At 60.0% G+C, this 16304-nt stretch carries 15 protein-coding genes; 5 read left to right on the plus strand and 10 right to left on the minus strand.

Going from position 1 to position 16304, the window contains the following annotated elements; translation table 11 throughout:
- Window positions 1–68: 68 nt before the first annotated feature.
- Window positions 69–608 (minus strand): inorganic diphosphatase, encoded by a 540-nt coding sequence (gene ppa, locus FIV03_RS07715; RefSeq protein ID WP_152509148.1) that lies wholly within the window; start codon window positions 606–608, stop codon window positions 69–71.
- Window positions 609–742: 134 nt separating this feature from the next.
- Between ppa and FIV03_RS07720 the strand changes: the two genes are divergently transcribed.
- Window positions 743–1309, plus strand: a complete 567-nt coding sequence (locus FIV03_RS07720; protein WP_152509149.1) for a hypothetical protein — start codon at window positions 743–745, stop codon at window positions 1307–1309.
- A gap of 16 nt (window positions 1310–1325) precedes the next feature.
- On the opposite strand, the gene FIV03_RS07725 is transcribed toward FIV03_RS07720, so the two are convergent.
- From FIV03_RS07725 to dctP, 5 genes are all read right to left on the minus strand, one after another.
- The gene (locus FIV03_RS07725) at window positions 1326–1862 is read right to left on the minus strand and encodes a GNAT family N-acetyltransferase (protein WP_209009895.1); all 537 of its coding nucleotides are present in this window, start codon (window positions 1860–1862) and stop codon (window positions 1326–1328) included.
- A gap of 148 nt (window positions 1863–2010) precedes the next feature.
- Entirely contained in the window at window positions 2011–3294 is a 1284-nt protein-coding gene (locus FIV03_RS07730) for a hydroxymethylglutaryl-CoA reductase, degradative (protein WP_023002690.1), read from the minus strand.
- 17 nt (window positions 3295–3311) lie between these two features.
- Complete coding sequence (locus tag FIV03_RS07735; RefSeq protein WP_152509150.1) at window positions 3312–4625, minus strand: TRAP transporter large permease subunit; 1314 nt, start codon at window positions 4623–4625, stop codon at window positions 3312–3314.
- On the minus strand, window positions 4622–5128 hold the full coding sequence (locus tag FIV03_RS07740) for a TRAP transporter small permease subunit (protein ID WP_209010023.1): 507 nt from the start codon (window positions 5126–5128) through the stop codon (window positions 4622–4624). The genes FIV03_RS07735 and FIV03_RS07740 overlap by 4 nt, the downstream gene beginning before the upstream one ends.
- Window positions 5129–5211: 83 nt before the next feature.
- A complete protein-coding gene (gene dctP, locus FIV03_RS07745; protein WP_152509152.1) occupies window positions 5212–6243 on the minus strand; it encodes a TRAP transporter substrate-binding protein DctP in 1032 nt (343 codons plus the stop codon).
- A 127-nt stretch (window positions 6244–6370) separates the two neighbouring features.
- Here dctP and FIV03_RS07750 point away from each other — a divergent pair, with 127 nt between their 5' ends.
- Window positions 6371–7768, plus strand: coding sequence for a PLP-dependent aminotransferase family protein (locus FIV03_RS07750; protein ID WP_023002694.1), 1398 nt, complete (start codon window positions 6371–6373; stop codon window positions 7766–7768).
- Window positions 7769–8232: 464 nt separating this feature from the next.
- The gene (locus FIV03_RS07755) at window positions 8233–8622 is read left to right on the plus strand and encodes a DUF2794 domain-containing protein (protein ID WP_023002696.1); all 390 of its coding nucleotides are present in this window, start codon (window positions 8233–8235) and stop codon (window positions 8620–8622) included.
- Between the two features lie 315 nt (window positions 8623–8937).
- Here FIV03_RS07755 and FIV03_RS07760 read toward each other — a convergent pair whose 3' ends face one another.
- From FIV03_RS07760 to FIV03_RS07775, 4 genes are all read right to left on the minus strand, one after another.
- Window positions 8938–9720, minus strand: coding sequence for a Bax inhibitor-1/YccA family protein (locus FIV03_RS07760; RefSeq protein WP_023002698.1), 783 nt, complete (start codon window positions 9718–9720; stop codon window positions 8938–8940).
- Between the two features lie 182 nt (window positions 9721–9902).
- Entirely contained in the window at window positions 9903–10676 is a 774-nt protein-coding gene (locus tag FIV03_RS07765; protein ID WP_152509153.1) for a hypothetical protein, read from the minus strand.
- 328 nt (window positions 10677–11004) lie between these two features.
- Entirely contained in the window at window positions 11005–13587 is a 2583-nt protein-coding gene (locus FIV03_RS07770; RefSeq protein ID WP_209009896.1) for an ABC transporter permease, read from the minus strand.
- A complete protein-coding gene (locus tag FIV03_RS07775; protein WP_152509154.1) occupies window positions 13584–14294 on the minus strand; it encodes an ABC transporter ATP-binding protein in 711 nt (236 codons plus the stop codon). The genes FIV03_RS07770 and FIV03_RS07775 overlap by 4 nt, the downstream gene beginning before the upstream one ends.
- A 123-nt stretch (window positions 14295–14417) precedes the next feature.
- On the opposite strand from FIV03_RS07775, the gene FIV03_RS07780 reads away from it, so the two are divergent.
- The gene (locus FIV03_RS07780) at window positions 14418–15044 is read left to right on the plus strand and encodes an arylesterase (RefSeq protein WP_031270103.1); all 627 of its coding nucleotides are present in this window, start codon (window positions 14418–14420) and stop codon (window positions 15042–15044) included.
- A gap of 78 nt (window positions 15045–15122) precedes the next feature.
- Window positions 15123–16175 (plus strand): NADP(H)-dependent aldo-keto reductase, encoded by a 1053-nt coding sequence (locus tag FIV03_RS07785; protein ID WP_152509155.1) that lies wholly within the window; start codon window positions 15123–15125, stop codon window positions 16173–16175.
- The last annotated feature ends 129 nt before the right edge of the window (window positions 16176–16304 follow it).

A 16304-nucleotide genomic window follows, 5' to 3' on the forward strand; every position in this document is an offset into this window, starting at 1 on the left:
AATGAAAAAGGCCTCCCGCGTCTTGCAACACTCGGGAGGCCTTTTTGTTTTCGTCCGTTCGGAAACGCTTATTCAGCGGCTTCCTTCTGGGCGCGTGCGATCGATTCAACGATCAGCCGCTTTGCGGATTCGACACCTTCAACACCGGTGATCTTCACCCACTTGCCCGGCTCCAGATCCTTGTAGTGTTCAAAGAAATGCTTCACCTGGGCAACGGTGATTTCCGGAAGGTCGGTCACATCGTTGACGTTGTCGTAGCGCTTGCTGAGCTTGTGGGACGGAACCGCGAGGATCTTTTCGTCCTGGCCGGATTCGTCTTCCATCAGCAGAACGCCGATCGGACGGCAGCTCATGATGGCGCCCGGAACGATCGGGCGCTGGTTGACCACGATCACGTCGATCGGATCGCCATCACCACACAGGGTGTGGGGAACGAAGCCGTAGTTGCCCGGGTACCGCATCGGAGTGTACAGGAAGCGGTCGACGTACATCGCACCGGCTTCTTTATCCATCTCGTATTTGATCGGCTCGCCGCCAACGGAGACCTCGATAATGACGTTGATGTCTTCCGGCGGATTCTTGCCAATCGGCACAGCGTCGATACGCATTTAGGAAACTCCTGTTATTCGTTGCTGCGTCTATCGCAATCCCGCCGAAGAAGTTCAAGTCCTTTATTTTTGCATTGCACCTAATTGATTAACATGCGTCTATTCGCGCGGCAGGCTCCGGAGGAGATAGATTTATGAAACGGCTTACTGTTTCCCTTTTGACGCTCGGCGGATTGCTTGTGTCTCTGCAGGCTGCAGGGGCGGCGTCGGTCGACAGTGCCTATACCAAGATCCTGCTGGACAGCTGCCCGCTGATCGAGGCCGGGGACGAGGAAGAAGGCACCTTCGGCGGTGCCTGGCAGTGCACCGGCTACAAGGGAGCGGGTGTCTATGTTGCCGAGGGCGACCTGCGCATGTTCGTCTCCTTCGGTCCCGACGCCGCCAACGAGCCTGCGGCAGGCCAGACCCTACCAAATTTCAACACGGTCAACGAAACGCTGGAATGGCGCCTCAGGGGCGGTGTTCCGTTTGCGACCATCCTGCGCTGGTTTCCGAGCCTCGACGAGGGGTCCAGGACTGGCAGCGTGCTGATCGTGACCCAGCTGCAGCCCGGTGGCGGCACCTGCCAGATTGCCCGGATCGATGCCCAGGCCAACAAGAACGCCAACGATTTGGCACGCCAGGCCGCCGATACCATGGCCGGTTCTTTCGACTGCACGCAGCCGCCGCAGATCCTCGGCAATCCCGGAATTCTCTATTAGGCAAGCGCCCTGCGGCTCAGGTGCTGATTTGGGGCCAGGCGTAGATGCTGAGCTCCAGCCTTCGGCCGCCGATCCTGTACCAGGACTTTGCCGCAAGCTTGCCACCGACGGCCTTGTAGAAAGCGCGCGCGGGCTCGTTGGCGCTCAGGACCTGCACCGCGACACCGGGCATGCTCTTCGCCGACAGCGTTTCCCGCACATTCTGGAAAAGGGCCCGGCCGAACCCGAGGCCCTGATATTCCGGCTTCAGATAAAGCTCGTAGATTTCGCCATCCATGCCGGTATCCCGCAGTCGGCACGGCCCATAGGTCGCGTAACCGGCGGGAATTTCAGCAATGCTGAGGATCTTGATGTCGACACCCCTGGCAAGGGCACCACGCCACCAGCTGCTGCCTCGGCGCGAAATCATCTTCTGAAGATCGACACCGTGCAAGACGCCGCGATAGGCGCCCAGCCAGGCTTCGCTATGGATGCTGGCGAGTGCCTCACAATCGGCGGTCCGGGCCGCGCGCAGATCTATCAGGTCGGTTGTCATGCTTTTAGAAAGATACAACAAGCAATCCGACGGAAAAGAGGCAATCGCGTCGTAGAAACGCCAATTATGCCGATTTCATTGCCTTCGGCATCCGGGAGTTGATCGGCCAGAGGGGCAACACGGTAATAGTGCCGAGACCCCTCCGGTCGAACCTTGTCAAAAGGCCTCAGGCGTTGGCGCCCTGCCGCAGCCGGGCGAGAATTTCCTCGGCCAGATCCTGCCGCACCTTGCCAAGCGATTTCAGCTCGTTGGCCACCAGGTCGATTTCCTCGCCGGTCGCGCCCACCATCAGAGCAACGTTCTGGGCGTGCAGGGCCATGTGGCCTTTCTGGATGCCGGTGGTGGCAAGGGCGCGCAATGCGCCGAAATTCTGCGCCAGGCCGACGGCAACGATGATCCGGGCCAGTTCGTCTGCCGTGGTCACGCCGAGAATTTTCAGGTTGGCCTGCGCGGTGGGGTGGATCTTTGTTGCGCCACCGACCAGTCCGACAGCCATCGGCAGTTCCAGGATGCCCACAAGATTGCCGTCGCCGTCCTTTTCCCAGCGGGACATAGAGCGGTAGCGGCCGTCTTTCGACGCGAAGGCATGGGCGCCTGCCTCCACGGCTCTGGTATCGTTGCCGGTTGCCAGAACCACCGCGCTGATGCCGTTCATGATGCCCTTGTTATGGGTGGCTGCCCGATAGGGGTCGGCATCGGCAAAGTGATAGGCCGACAGCATGTCGTCCCGAACCTTTTCACCTCCGATTTCCTCCAGCGGCCAGACAGCCCGCACGCGTGCCACGCGGCGGTCGGCCAGGTTGGTCAGGATGCGCAGGAGACTGCGGGCGCCGGTCCATTCTTCCAGCTTGGGTGCAAGGGCCTCGGCCATGCTGTTGACGGCGTTGGCGCCCATCGCGTCGCGCGTGTCGACGATGATGTGAACGATGGTCATCGGCCCTTCGGCAGTGTCGATGACCCTTATGTCGAGGTCACGGAAGCCGCCGCCGAGCTTCACCAGAAGCGGATCGATCTCTTCGCAGATGGTGCGGATGTCGTCGATGCGTTCAAAAACCTGGAGACGGACGTTTTCAGGGTCGCTGGCACCCAGAAGCTGGATCTGGGCTGCCATCAGCGGGCCGCTTGTGGAGGTCTTGAAGCCACCGGTCGGCCGGCAGCGCTTGGCCGAGTTGCACACGGCGGCGATGACGGAGGATTCCTCGCTGGCCATCGGCACCAGGACGTCCCGTCCGTCCACGGTCATGTTGGTCGCGATACCGACAGGAATGGACATGGAAGAAATGGCGTTTTCGACAAGGCGGTCGGCCAGTTCGATGTTTCCGGATGCCGCTTCCACAAGGTCGGAGACGGACTTGTTGTCGAGATTCGCCTGGCGCTGGACTGCCTGGAGCCGGCCGGCCGGGTCCAGCTTGTGAAAACCTTCAATACGGGACGAAGTGACGTCACTCATCGGGGGAAACCTGTCTGTCAATTGATCATGGATTGCGGCAGCCACAACACCAGCTCCGGAAACATGGCGCAGATGAAGATACCGATGGCTTGCAGCAGGATGAAGGGAACGATGGCACGGTAGACCGTGCCCATGCCGATGCCGGCGGGCAGGACACCCTTCATGTAGAAGAGCGTGTAGCCGAAGGGCGGGGAGATGTAGGCCATCTGCGCCGAAACGAGGAACAGGATGCCGAACCAGAGCCGGTCGAACTCGAGGAAGTCGATCACCGGCAGGAAGACGGGCACGCACAAGAGGATGATGCCCATTTCGTCCAGGAACATGCCGAGGAAGAACAGAATGCCCAGCATGATGGCGAGCACGATCCAGCGGTTGGCATCGAGATCCTGAATGAAGGACAGGAGGAAGTCCGCGCCGCCGGTGCCGGTGAAGATTGCCACAAAGGCCCGCGCACCGATGGTGATCCAGAGGATCATGGCGGTCACCTTGACCACGTCGAGGGCAACGCCGGATATGAGCTCCCAGCCGAACCGGCGCTCGATAAGCGAAGACAGGAACGCCAGGAAGACGCCGACGGCGGCTGCTTCCGTGGGTGTTGCGATACCCATGTAGATCGTGCCAAGGACGCCGACGATGATCAGCAGCGGCAGGATGAGGGATTTCAGCGAGGCAATGCGCTCTTCCCAGGTGGCCGGGGCGTCGTTGTCCGGACGCGGGGCGATGGACGGGTTGAGCGCGGACCGCAGAACGATATAGCCGATATAGAGCGAGGCGAGCAGCAGGCCCGGCACCACGCCGGCGATGAACATCTGGCCGATAGAGGCCTGTGCGGTCACGGCATAGACGATGGTGATCACCGAGGGCGGGATCAGGATGCCGAGCGTTCCGCCGGCACAGATCGTCCCGATCGCGAGCTCCGGACTATATTTGCGCTTCAGCATGGAGGGCAGGGCCAGCATGCCCATGGCGGCAACCGCGGCACCGACGATGCCCGTCATGGCGGCGATGATCGTGCAGATGGCGATGGTGCCCACCGCCAGGCCACCCGGTAACCGCCGCGACCAGAGCTCCATGGCCCGGTAAAGGCTTTCGATAACACCGGAACGCTGAAGGATGCTGGCCATCATCACATAAAGCGGGATCGCGAGGAGCGATTCCGACGTCATGGTGGAGTAGAGGTTGAGGACGGTAACGGAGAGGGCGGCGGGGCCCCACAGCGTTAGCGTGAAAACGAGCGCAAGTGCGCCGAGCGTGAAGGCAAGCGGCAGGCCGGTGAGCAGCAGGCCCACAAGGCTGGCGAACATGATGGCAAGAACGAATTCGGAGCTCATGCGCTTGCTCCCGTCTGTTCCTGCGCCGGGCGCGTTGCGTTGCAGGCTTCAACAAGGGCCTGCAAAAACAGGAGCGCAAAGGAAAGCGGCACGACGAATTTCAGCCACCAGACAGGTGGGTTCCAGGCGGAAAAGCTGGTTTCGCCGAGGGAGTAGGCGTTGATTGCAAGCGGCCAGCTGACCCAGGCAAAAACGCCTGCAAACACAGCAATGACGGCATAGGAGAACACGTCGAGAGCCACTTTCGGCAATCCCGTCAGTTTTTCGCTGAAGATGTCGACGGCGACGTGGCCCTTCAGGTGCAGAAGGTAAGGTCCGGCCAGCATGAAATGCGGACCGAAGATCAACGTGCTGGCTTCCATGGCCCACACCGTCGGCGCATCGAACAGGTATCTTGCGACCACTTCGAACAGCAGGATCGGCACCACCGCGAAGATGAGCGCCGCCGCAAGGAGGAAGAACAACCGGTTGACGCCGGTGACGATGGAACTGACGGATTTCATGAAGCTGAGCATTTGCCGATCGAAAGGACGACCGGACGGCAGACGGCAGGGAGGTGCCGTCTACCGTCCGGTGGGAGGAAGGGTCAGATCAGCCCGAGGGCTGTCATGAACTCAATCTGGCTCGCGAGCACGCGATTCGCCAGATCGTCTTCCTTGGTAGCCTTTTTCCAGGACTCGACAGCCTTGGACCGGTTGGCCGCGACATCGGCCGGGTCGAGCTGGATGATCTCGACGCCTTGTTCGCCGTATTTCTTCAGGACGTCGACATTCTGCACCATGATGTGCTGGCGCAGCGATCCGGAGATCTCCCGAGCCGCAACGGCAAGCGCCGCCTTGTAGTCGTCCGGCAGGGCGTCATAGGCGCCCTGGTTGGCGACATAGCTGGTGGCGGTGGTCGGCTGGTGCACGCCCGGCAGGATGATGAACTTGGCGACTTCGCCAAGGCCTGCTTCGTAGTTGGCGGTGAGATCGCCGCGGTCGGCAAAATCGATCAGGCCTTTTTCAAGCGCCGTATAGACTTCCGCCGTCGGCAGCGGGGTCACGGAAACGCCCTGGTCGGCCATGACCGCGGAAGCGAGCCCGACAAAGCGGCCCTTCTTGCCGGCCATGTCGGCGATGGTTTCCATCTTGACGGTCGAGTGGATCGGCTCTTCGCCATAGACGGTGGGGGCAATGTAGAAGAGGCCGGCCTTTGCATAGGCTTCGCGGGCGAGATCCAGACCGCCCTTTTCGTAGAACCAGGCTTCATACTGGTCGGACTCGGGGAAGCCGAACGGGATGGTGGACGTGAAGGCAAATGCCGGGATCTTGCCGGCTTCGTAGCCGTCGAAGGTCTTCATCAGCTGGAATGCACCGGCGCGAACGGCATCGAATGCCTGGTTGGCAGGCACGAGCTGGCCGGCGGAGAACAGTGTGATCTTGAAATTGCCGTCGGTCAGTTCGCTGACGCGCTCGACAAACTTCTTCTCGAATTCGAAAGGTGTGGTGCCGGCGTCCCAGAGAGCCTGCATGCGCCACTCAACCGCATCCTGTGCCTTGGCCGCAATCGGTGCTGCGAGGGCGGTGCCGCCAACGGCTGCACCTGCAAGAAGGCTGCGTCTACTTACTTTGGTCATTTTTCCCTCCCAAGGAAATTGCCATTTGCTGGCGTAATGGGGCAAACTGTCATAAAAATGATTGGGACAATCAAGGGACAGTTGTCGGATTTATGGGCAGCACTGTCCCAGTAAATTTTGAGGGACAATGAGGGTTACGGGTAGCGGGCGGAAACTGTCTCGCGTCGATCAGATCGTCGAGAAAGTCGCGCTGATGCTGGAGGCAGGGGCGTACAAGACGTTTGAGCGGTTGCCTTCCATTCGTCAGGCCGCGCGGGAGAACGGCGTTTCGAAAAACACGATGGCGGAAGCTTACGACCGGCTGGTCGCCCGAGGGCTACTGGAAGCGCGGGCCGGCTCCGGATACTACATGTCACAGGTCGGACCAGCTTCCAAGACCCCGCCTGCGCCACATGTCACGGCCGCGGTCGACGGCATGTCGTTGCTGCGGGAGCAGCTGGAACAGCATTATGAAGTGCGTCCGGGAGACGGACGCCCGCCGCCGTCGTGGATGGAGGGGGCGGAGCTGCGCCGCCATTTCGCCAACGCCAAGACGCCCTTTCCCGAAGCGATCGAATTCGGCTACGGCAGTTCGTGGGGATATGGTCCGCTGAGGGACCGGCTGCGGATGCAGTTGCTGGAGCGGTCGATCCCGGCCGATCCGCAAGGGCTTCTTTTGACCCATGGCGTCAACCATGGCCTGGATCTGATCATCCGGCATCTGACGGAGCCTGGTGATACGGTTTTTGTCGATGAGCCGGGCTATTATCCGCTCTTTTCCAAGCTGACCTTCGCCAAGGTGCAGATTGTCGGTATCCGGCGGGACAGGGACGGTCCGGACCTGGAAGACCTGACCGCCAAACTCGCTCTTTACCGGCCGAAGATGTTTGTCACCCAGTCCCACGGCCACAATCCGACCGGCGGTTCCCTGTCCCCTTCGCGGTCATTCGGGTTGATGCAGCTTGCCGAGCGCTGGGGATTTCTCCTGGTTGAAAACGATGCGCTTGCCGACATTCTTCCGGCCACGTTGCCAAGGCTGGCGGCGCTGGACCAGCTGGAGCGGGTGCTTTATCTCGGCACCTTTTCCAAGACACTGTCGGCCAGTCTCAGATGCGGCTACGTGGCTGGAAATCCGGACATCATCCGCCAGCTTGCCGATATCAAGATGCTGACGGTGGTCAATTCATCCGACCACGTCGAACGCTTCGTGTTCAATCTGATGCAGGCCGGCCATTATCTGAGACATCTGCGGCGTCTCAGGAGCCGGGTGGAAGATGCCTACAAGGCATCCTTCGGGACACTGGAGGCGATCGGGTTGTCTGTGCGGGAGTGCTCCATTCCCGGGTTCTATCTCTGGGTGGAGTTTCCCGATGATGTGGATGAACGGGAACTGTGCGCTGCTGCCAGCAAGCAAAGCATCTTCATTGCACCGGGCGCCGTCTTCTATCCGAACCGGGAGACCCGGCAGAAGCCGGCAATGCGGGTCAATGTGGCCTATGGAACGGATGCGCGGTTCCTGTCGTTCCTCAGGGATTTTCTGAAGTAGTTTGAAAGCAGAGGAACAGGCAGGTCCACAAATGAAAAGGGCCGGCATAATGCCGGCCCTTCAGTTGCCCTGATGTTTGACTCACTAAATCTGGTTGGCCAGTAAAAACCCCGGGGGGCTGGGGGGCTAATGCATTCCGCGGCTTCTACGGGCCATACCCATCAGGGTATGATCTTAATATGGGTGTCTAAAATGGCTGGCCAAGGGCTGGAATGCGGCAAAATCAAGGAAATTTATGCATTCTTTCTTGGCAAAGTGCCGTTGCGTTCGTTTTTGCACTTCTTCCCGTAAAACTTATTGGCAAAATTACTCTGGTTTCGGACCTCTGTCAGTCAATATGACGTTGCGGGCTTGCCAGAATGGCTAAAGAAGACGCATCATGACAGCCAGGTGACAGGCGTCTCCCGACGATTCTCTTGTCGGTTACCTGTCAGCAGCGAAACCGCGAACGGAATGGAGGCGGAATGAGCGAAGCCGACGACAGCGCGTTTCAGCGTGGTGCGGGTGCAAGCCCGTCGCCACAACATCAACCGGCTCCCCCTCCCAAACCCATTGTTGCATTCAACAGGCGCGAACTCGATGTCATTCTGAGGCTCTACGGGCGCATGGTCGCCGACGGCGAGTGGCGGGACTATGCCATCGACCTCCTGAAGGACCGGGCAATCTTCTCCGTGTTTCGCAGATCTTCCGAAATGCCGCTTTACAGGATCGAGAAGGACCCGAAGCTGGCCCGCCGCCAGGGCGCTTATTCGGTCGTGGCGACCGGGGGCATGATCCTGAAGCGTGGCCACGATCTGGCGCAGGTGCTGAGGGTTCTGGAGAAGAAAAAACATCTTCGGGTGGTCGACGCCTGACCAGGTATCCGGTCAGTCTGCTGATGGCCGGGTGAGGTTCATTTCCCCTGCGCTGATCCGCTCACGTGCATTTCCTTGAAGGTGGCGTCAATGACCGGCTAATGCTGGTCGGTTACCTTCTGGCCGAGGACCAGACGATTGGTTCGGCCAAGTCTGGCAGCGCAGTGTTCTGCCGCTTCATTCCATTGATTTGCGCAAGGCTTGCGTTGACGCCCATTGGCGCAAGTGTCGGCGTGCGATGTGTCGGACAGTCGTGCGGTCACAAAAAAGCCCGGCACAAGGCCGGGCTTTTCCGTTTGTTCAGTTTGGCTGCGCTTAGTCGCGGTTGCCGAACAGCTGCAGCAGCATGATGAACAGGTTGATGAAGTCGAGGTACAGACGCAGCGCGCCCATGACGGACTTCTTCGTAGCGACTTCACCGCTGTCGCCTTCGTAGTACATTTCCTTGATCTGCTGGGTGTCGTAGGCGGTCAGGCCGGCGAACACCAGAACACCGATCACGGAGATGGCGAACTGCAGGGCGGAAGATGCCATGAAGATGTTGACCAGCGACGCGATCACGATACCGATCAGGCCGATGAACAGGAACGAGCCCCAGCCGGAGAGGTCCTTCTTCGTGGTGTAGCCGAACAGGCTCAGCGCGCCGAAGGTACCGGCGGTGATGAAGAAGACCTGAGCGATCGAGCCCGGGGTGTAAACCAGGAAGATCGAGGACAGGGAGATACCCATTACGGATGCGTAGACCAGGAAAAGGGTCCGCGCTGCGCCGGCACTCATGGACTGAATGCGGAAGGACAGCCAGAACACCATTCCGAGCGGTGCGAGCATGACAACCCATTTCAGCGGGCTGCCGTAGATGGCAACACCCAGCTGTGTGAGCATGCGGCCGTTGCCAAGGCTGGCGACAGCGGAGTTCGGATCGGTGGTCGTTGCAAGCATGACCGTTGCCAGCGCAAGAAAGCCGGTCAGCGCAAGGCCGATGGTCATGTAGTTATAGACGCCCAGCATGTAGGAGCGCAGGCCCTGATCGATGCCGGCCTCGGCGCGTGCGCCGGCGACGGTATACGCGCCTTGAGATTGACGGTCATAGGTCGACATGGTCGTATGAATCCCCTTCTAGATAGACGTGCGCATGCAATCGCGCATGCAACACAACTCCCTCAACATATGGGAAAAGCCTATCCCGAGCACAAGTCGAATTCGATGAAAAATTCGTAATCTTTGCGCTCAGGACAGATTATTTGAACCTATCCTTAAAAACAGGCTCAGATTCAGTCGTATTATTTCATGGCTTTCAGTCGGGATTCGATCTGCCGGTCGCAGGTGCCGCCGGGGTTGCGAACGATTTCTTCCGACGCGAAATCGAGGATTTCCTTTTCCGGATCCTGCATCTGCTCGACGGTCACACCGGGCTTGAACCACTGCAGAACCGCATAGTCGCCGCCGGCATCGGTGAGGAAAGCGATCGGCTTGCCGTTTTCGGTGATGCCCATGCGGCCGACGCGGACTTCCGCGATCGATACCTTGCGCGCTTCGCCGTCGATGGTCAGCCGGTTTTTCGACACGTTCAGTTTCTTCAGCCTGGAGCCTTCAGTGCCGACCCAGTTACCGTAGAAGCGCTTGCCTTTTTTCTCGACGGAAAGGCAGGAATTCTCGAAATTCGGGATGGAAAGACGGACGGCGGAAACCTCGATCGGGTCCTCGCCCTTGGGCGCCAGCGTGTATTTCATCGCATTGTCGCCGGTGCGGTACACCCGGATACCGACCGGCGTGTAGCCGGAATCGTTCATCGAACGGGTGAAGAAATCGAACTGGTTGGCGTCGTTGGTGCCGGCCCGGCGATAGAGCCAGCGCTTCGGCAAACCGTTTTCGAAGACCAGCCAGTCACTGACGACGAGGCCGCGCGGGCCTTCCGGCGTGTTCAACTGCCAGACCCCGGTATGAAACGGGCTTTCCGCCGACGCGGCAGGGGCGAATGCCATGGCGGCAACTGCGGACAGGGCTGCAGCCCCGGCAATGGTCTTCAAACGAATTTTCGGGAGAAACTTGAACATGGAATGGCCCCTTCTTAACAAACTGCCCGGACCTGAACCGGATAGCCAAGATCAATTCAGTATGCAAGTTGTGTGGAGCTGAAGTTTGTCGCGATTTGGTTGTATTTCAGGATTTTTTCCTGAACGAAGTTTGCCAAGAGCTGTGGACGCCGGATCGAAATAGATCAGCGCACGGCAAGAATTCGTTCGATCTTGTTTTCGGAAGTCTACCGGTCTGCCGGAAATAGCCTTGCTGATCAAAGGAGGCTCGACCGAAGCCGGCAAACGTCCTTTGATCAGTTTATCCTGTGCGCACGTTCGCCGCTACAGCAGCTGACCGCTCTTTGCGCTAGAGGTTTCGCAGGACAGGTGCGGGCTTTTCACCCAGCACTCGCCATGTGCCGACGAGGCCGAAACCCACCGTCAGCACCAGCGCGATCAGCGCGGCACCTGCTGCGGTTACCGGCATCATCACGAACGATCCGTCCATGATCTGCGTTATCACGTACCAGGCGGCGACCCCTCCGGCCAGCAAAGCGAACACCGCCGTTGCAAGGCCCAGAATGGCGTATTCAAGTGCATAGGCGAAGATCAGGCGGGCCCGTGTCGCACCGATGGTTTTCAGAATGACCGCATCGTAGATCCGGCTGCGATGACCGGCGGCAAGTGCACCTGCCAGAACCAGAACGCTGGCGATCAGCGTGATCGAGCTTGCGCCGCGGATGGCCCAGGCAAGCTGTGCCACCAGATCGTTGACCTGAGAGATCGCGTCCTTCACCCGGATTGCCGTCACTGTCGGAAAGGCGTTCGAGACAGTTTTCAATAAGGCAAGTTCCGTCTCTTCCGGCACATCGTCGTCCCAGCCAAGGGTCATCAGATGGGCATGCGGGGCACCGGCAAAAGTGTTCGGCGAAAACACCATTACGAAATTGATCGCAAGGGACTGCCATTCCACCGTACGTGTGTTGGCAATTTCCGCCGTGATTTCCCGGCCGAGCACGTTGACCGTGATCCGGTCACCGATCTTGAGGCCGAGATCGGTGGCGGCCTCCTCATCGAAGGACACCAGAGGAATGCCGGTGTAATCCTCCGGCCACCAGGAGCCTTCTTCCAGCTTCGAGTTCTTGGGCAGGCTTGCGTCATAGGTAATGCCGCGGTCACCGCGCAGCACCCAGCCGGAGCCTTCCTGGGCAGGGACGAACTTGTCGGCCGCAATACCGTTCAGCGAGACAATGCGGCCGCGCAGCATCGGGACGCTTTGCAGGTTGGCGTCGGATGCTTCAGCATTCAGCAAGGCCTCGAAGGCATCGCGTTCATGGCTCTGGATATCGATGAAGAAGAAGCTTGGAGCCTTGTCGGCAATGGTTGCGGTCAACTCGCGCCGCAGGTTTCCGTCGATGAGGGCAAGCGCCACCAGCAGCGACAGGCCAAGTCCCAGCGACAGCACGACTGACGGGGTCAGCGCTCCGGGGCGGTGAATGTTTGCAATCGCCAGCCTGAGCTCGGTCGAGCGGACACTGGGCAGGCGCCTGGCTATGGCCATGATCCCGCGTGCGACCAGCACCAGCAAAACGAACGCACCGGCGGACGCGGCGATGTAGGTGCCGGCCATGCGCTGGTCGTGGGCAAGCAGAATGGCGATGGCGGCAAGGGCAAGCACTGTTGCCGCGGTGGCAAACAGATAGCGTTTGCGCGGCAGCTTGGCGCCGCCGGTCACGATATCCCGGAAAAGGGCCGTCGGCGGTACGTCATGAGCCCGCCCCAACGGCCAGATTGCAAAGGCGAGAGCGGTCAGGAGGCCGTAGACGAGGCCAAGGGCAAGCTCGGTCGGATAGATGCTGGCCGCGAGCTTGACCGGCAGAACCGGCGCCAGTGCGGCAGCTGCGGCAAAGGGGATCAGGGCACCCAGCACAAGGCCGACGACGATGCCGAGAAGCGCAAGCACCAGCATTTGAACCAGATAGATCTTGAAGACGAAGCCGCCCGTCGAGCCCAGGCACTTGAAGCTGGCGATAACCTCACGCTTGGTTTCCAGATAGGCGCGGATGGCATTGGCCACACCAACACCGCCAACCACCAGCGCGGTGAGGCCAACCAGTGTCAGGAATTGTGCGAAGCGATCAATGCTGCGTTGAAGGCCCGGGGACGCATTGGCGCGGGAGCGGATACGCCATCCCGCGTCCGGCTGGGCGGATTTGGCCTCTTCGACGATCCCTTCCATTGCTTCCAGGTTGGGAGCCGGGGCCATTCGAACGCGGTAATGCCAGCGGACCAGGCTGCCGGGCTGGATCAAGCCGGTTTCAGGCAGGGCGGCATCGGATATCAGAAGGCGTGGACCGAATTCCATGCCCCCGGCCAGTTTGTCAGGTTCGTTGGCAATGGTGTCGGCAATTCGGATAGTGGCGCGCCCGAGGGAGAGCGTATCTCCGACATTCGCGCCAAGCCGCGCCAGAAGGGAAGGGTCCACAACGGCGCCCCAGGTCCCGTCTTTCCGGGCCAGGGCCGTTTCCAGGGCCTCTCCGGAGGCAAGTTCAAATGTGCCGTAAAGGGGATAGGGACCGTCGACGGCTTTCAGCTCTACCAATGCCTGATCGCCGGTCTCCGGTCTTCTTGCCATTGCCCGCGTGGTCGCAACGCGGGACAGGTCACCAAGGCCGTTCAGATAGGCAAGTTGATCGGCGTCGGCCTGCCGGTGGATCAGGGAAAAATCGAGATCACCGCCCAGGATGGACTGACCTTCGCGCGAAATCCCTTCTGTAAGAGCCCGTGAGACAGACGTGACGCCTGCGATTGCCGCCACGCCGAGCGCGATACAGGCAATGAAAATGTAAAAACCCTTGAGGCCACCGCGCAGTTCACGAAAGGCAAACCGGGCAGCAAGGCGCATCGTCTGGTGGTTTGCCGGTGCGTTGCCCGGGACAAACGCGCTCATGCAGACACCTCGCGGCGGGCGCGGTCAGACGTTTCTTCTTCGATTTCTCCGGAGCGAACGCGGATCATGCGGTCGCAGCGGGCGGCAAGGCTCGGGTCGTGGGTGACCAGAACCAGCGTCGTGCCCCGGTTCTTCTGGGCGGTGAACATCAGGTCGACAATCTGTGCGCCGGTGCTTTCATCGAGGTTGCCAGTCGGTTCGTCTGCGATCAGGATCGCGGGTTCGACGACCAGCGCCCTTGCCACGGCGACACGCTGCTGTTCGCCGCCGGACAGTTGCGCCGGGTAGTGGTGCATGCGGTGCCCGAGACCAACGGCATCCAGTTCCGCCTTGGCCTTGTCGAAGGCGGCGGCATCCCCAGCAAGTTCCAGCGGCACGGCCACGTTTTCCAAAGCGGTCATGTTGGGAACAAGGTGAAACGACTGGAAAATGATACCGACATTGCGGCCGCGAAACCGGGCCAGTTGGTCTTCAGACAGGGGGCCGAGTTCGGATCCGGCCACGTTGACCGAGCCTTCATCGGCGCGTTCCAGCCCCGCCATGACCATCAGCAATGTCGATTTTCCGGACCCTGACGGGCCGACAAGGCCGACGGAGGCCCCCTTCTCGATTTGAAGGTCGATCCCCTTCAGGATATGCACCCGCCCGGCGCCTTCGCCGAGGGTCAGGTGGACGTCTTTCAGGGCGATCGCGGGCGAATTTGTCATTCTCTGGCCTTTACAATGGGCGTGTGATCGTCTTCCTGACAGTCACAAGCCCTCGACAATTGGACGCTCTGCGACCATATGGGCCTGTTGAAGAGCGTCTTCCAGTCCCAAAAGAGTGTTCACGTGAACCGGTTTATTGCCTGCCTGACGATAATCATCCTGTCTTTCCTGCCAATGGCCGCCCAGTCGGCCGATCTGAAACTGGTGGTGCTGGGGGACAGTCTGTCCGCCGGCTATCAGCTGTCGGCAGGAGAGGGCTTCACGGATCAGCTCCAGAAAGCGCTTGATGCGAAGGGGCAATCGGTCGAGGTCGTCAACGCCGGTGTCTCTGGCGACACGTCAAGCGGCGGGCTGTCGCGGCTGGACTGGTCGGTGGGACCGGACACCAGTGCCGTCATCGTGGAGCTTGGGGCAAACGACGCGTTGCGGGGGATCTCTCCGGAGCTGACGCGCAAGAATATCGACGAAATCGTCCGGCGCCTGACGGAACGCGGTGTTGCCGTGCTTGTTGCGGGCATGCTGGCTCCGCGCAATCTTGGGCCGGAATATGCCGAGGCATTCGATCCGATCTACTCCGATGTTGCCAAGGCGCACGATGCGTTGTTTTATCCCTTCTTCCTCGAGGGTGCCGCCCTCAATCCCGATCTCAACCTTTCCGACGGTATGCATCCCAACGCCAAAGGGGTGGAAGTCATCGTCGAAAACATTCTGCCGAAAGTGGAAGAGCTTTTGGCCAAAGCCCGATCCTAAGGGCTTTGCTCTGGACCTGGGGTGGAAGCCGATCCGGCTTCCGGGACGCCCCGTTTTCAAAATTTGAAGGATAGTCTTATGGAAAAGCGCCGTCTTGGCCGCACGGATATACAGGTCAGCGCCCTTTGCCTCGGTACCATGACCTTCGGAGAGCAGAACTCCGAAGCGGAAGGTCACGCCCAGATGGACCGCGCCGTGGAAAAGGGCATCAATTTCTTCGACGCGGCAGAGCTCTATCCGATCCCGCCGAAGAAAGAGACCCAGGGCCGGACCGAGCGCATCGTTGGCACGTGGTTCAAGAAAACCGGCATGCGGGACAAGATCGTCATGGCCACCAAGGTGGTCGGGCGGACCGACATGGACTGGTTCCGTGAAAACGGTGCGAAGGCGAAACTGGTTCGCGAAGAGATTGAATTTGCGGTCGACCGCAGCCTGAAGAACCTGGAAACAGACTATATCGACCTCTACCAGATCCATTGGCCGGACCGGAACGTCGGCGGCTTCGGTTCAAACCCGACGCGCTGGGCGGATGTCGAACCGGCTCCGGACGAAAACAGCATCCAGTCGACGCTGGAAATCCTTGGGGATCTGGTCAAGGCCGGCAAAATCCGTCACGTCGGTGTCTCCAACGAAAGTGCCTGGGGCACGATGCGCTACGTTGCGGCGTCCGAGATGTATGACGTGCCGCGAGTGGTCTCGATCCAGAACGCCTATTCCCTGGTCAACCGGACCTTCGAAACCGGCCTTGCGGAAGTTGCCCGCCGGGAAGATGTCGGTCTTCTGGGATATTCGGCACTGGCCCAGGGATATCTGACGGGCAAATACCGCAATGGCGCCCTTCCGGCAGGTGCCCGCAAGACGCTATTCAACCGCCTGCAGCGCTATGAGCATCCGCGCACCATCGAGGCGGTCGATGCCTATCTGGACCTGGCGCAGGAGGCGGGGCTTGATCCGTCGCAGATGGCACTTGCCTTTGCCATGTCGCGGTCTTTCATGACCTCGGTCATCCTGGGTGCGACGACCATTGAGCAGCTGGATACCGACATCGGAGCTGCGGACGTTACGCTGAGTGCCGATGTTCTGGAGAAAATCGATGCGCTGCATCAGGAATTCGGCAATCCGGCGCCGTAACTGGCGTAACTTCCTGATCGATAAATCTTTTTAGAGAATCATCTGCAGATCGGAGGCCGGGCTGGTTATGAACCAGCCCGGTTTTCATTTGAGTGCGGCGCTGAATTTTTGAACGCGCTCAAAAACTTA

It is taken from the genome of Labrenzia sp. THAF187b, from assembly GCF_009363375.1.
Classification (GTDB): domain Bacteria; phylum Pseudomonadota; class Alphaproteobacteria; order Rhizobiales; family Stappiaceae; genus Roseibium; species Roseibium algicola.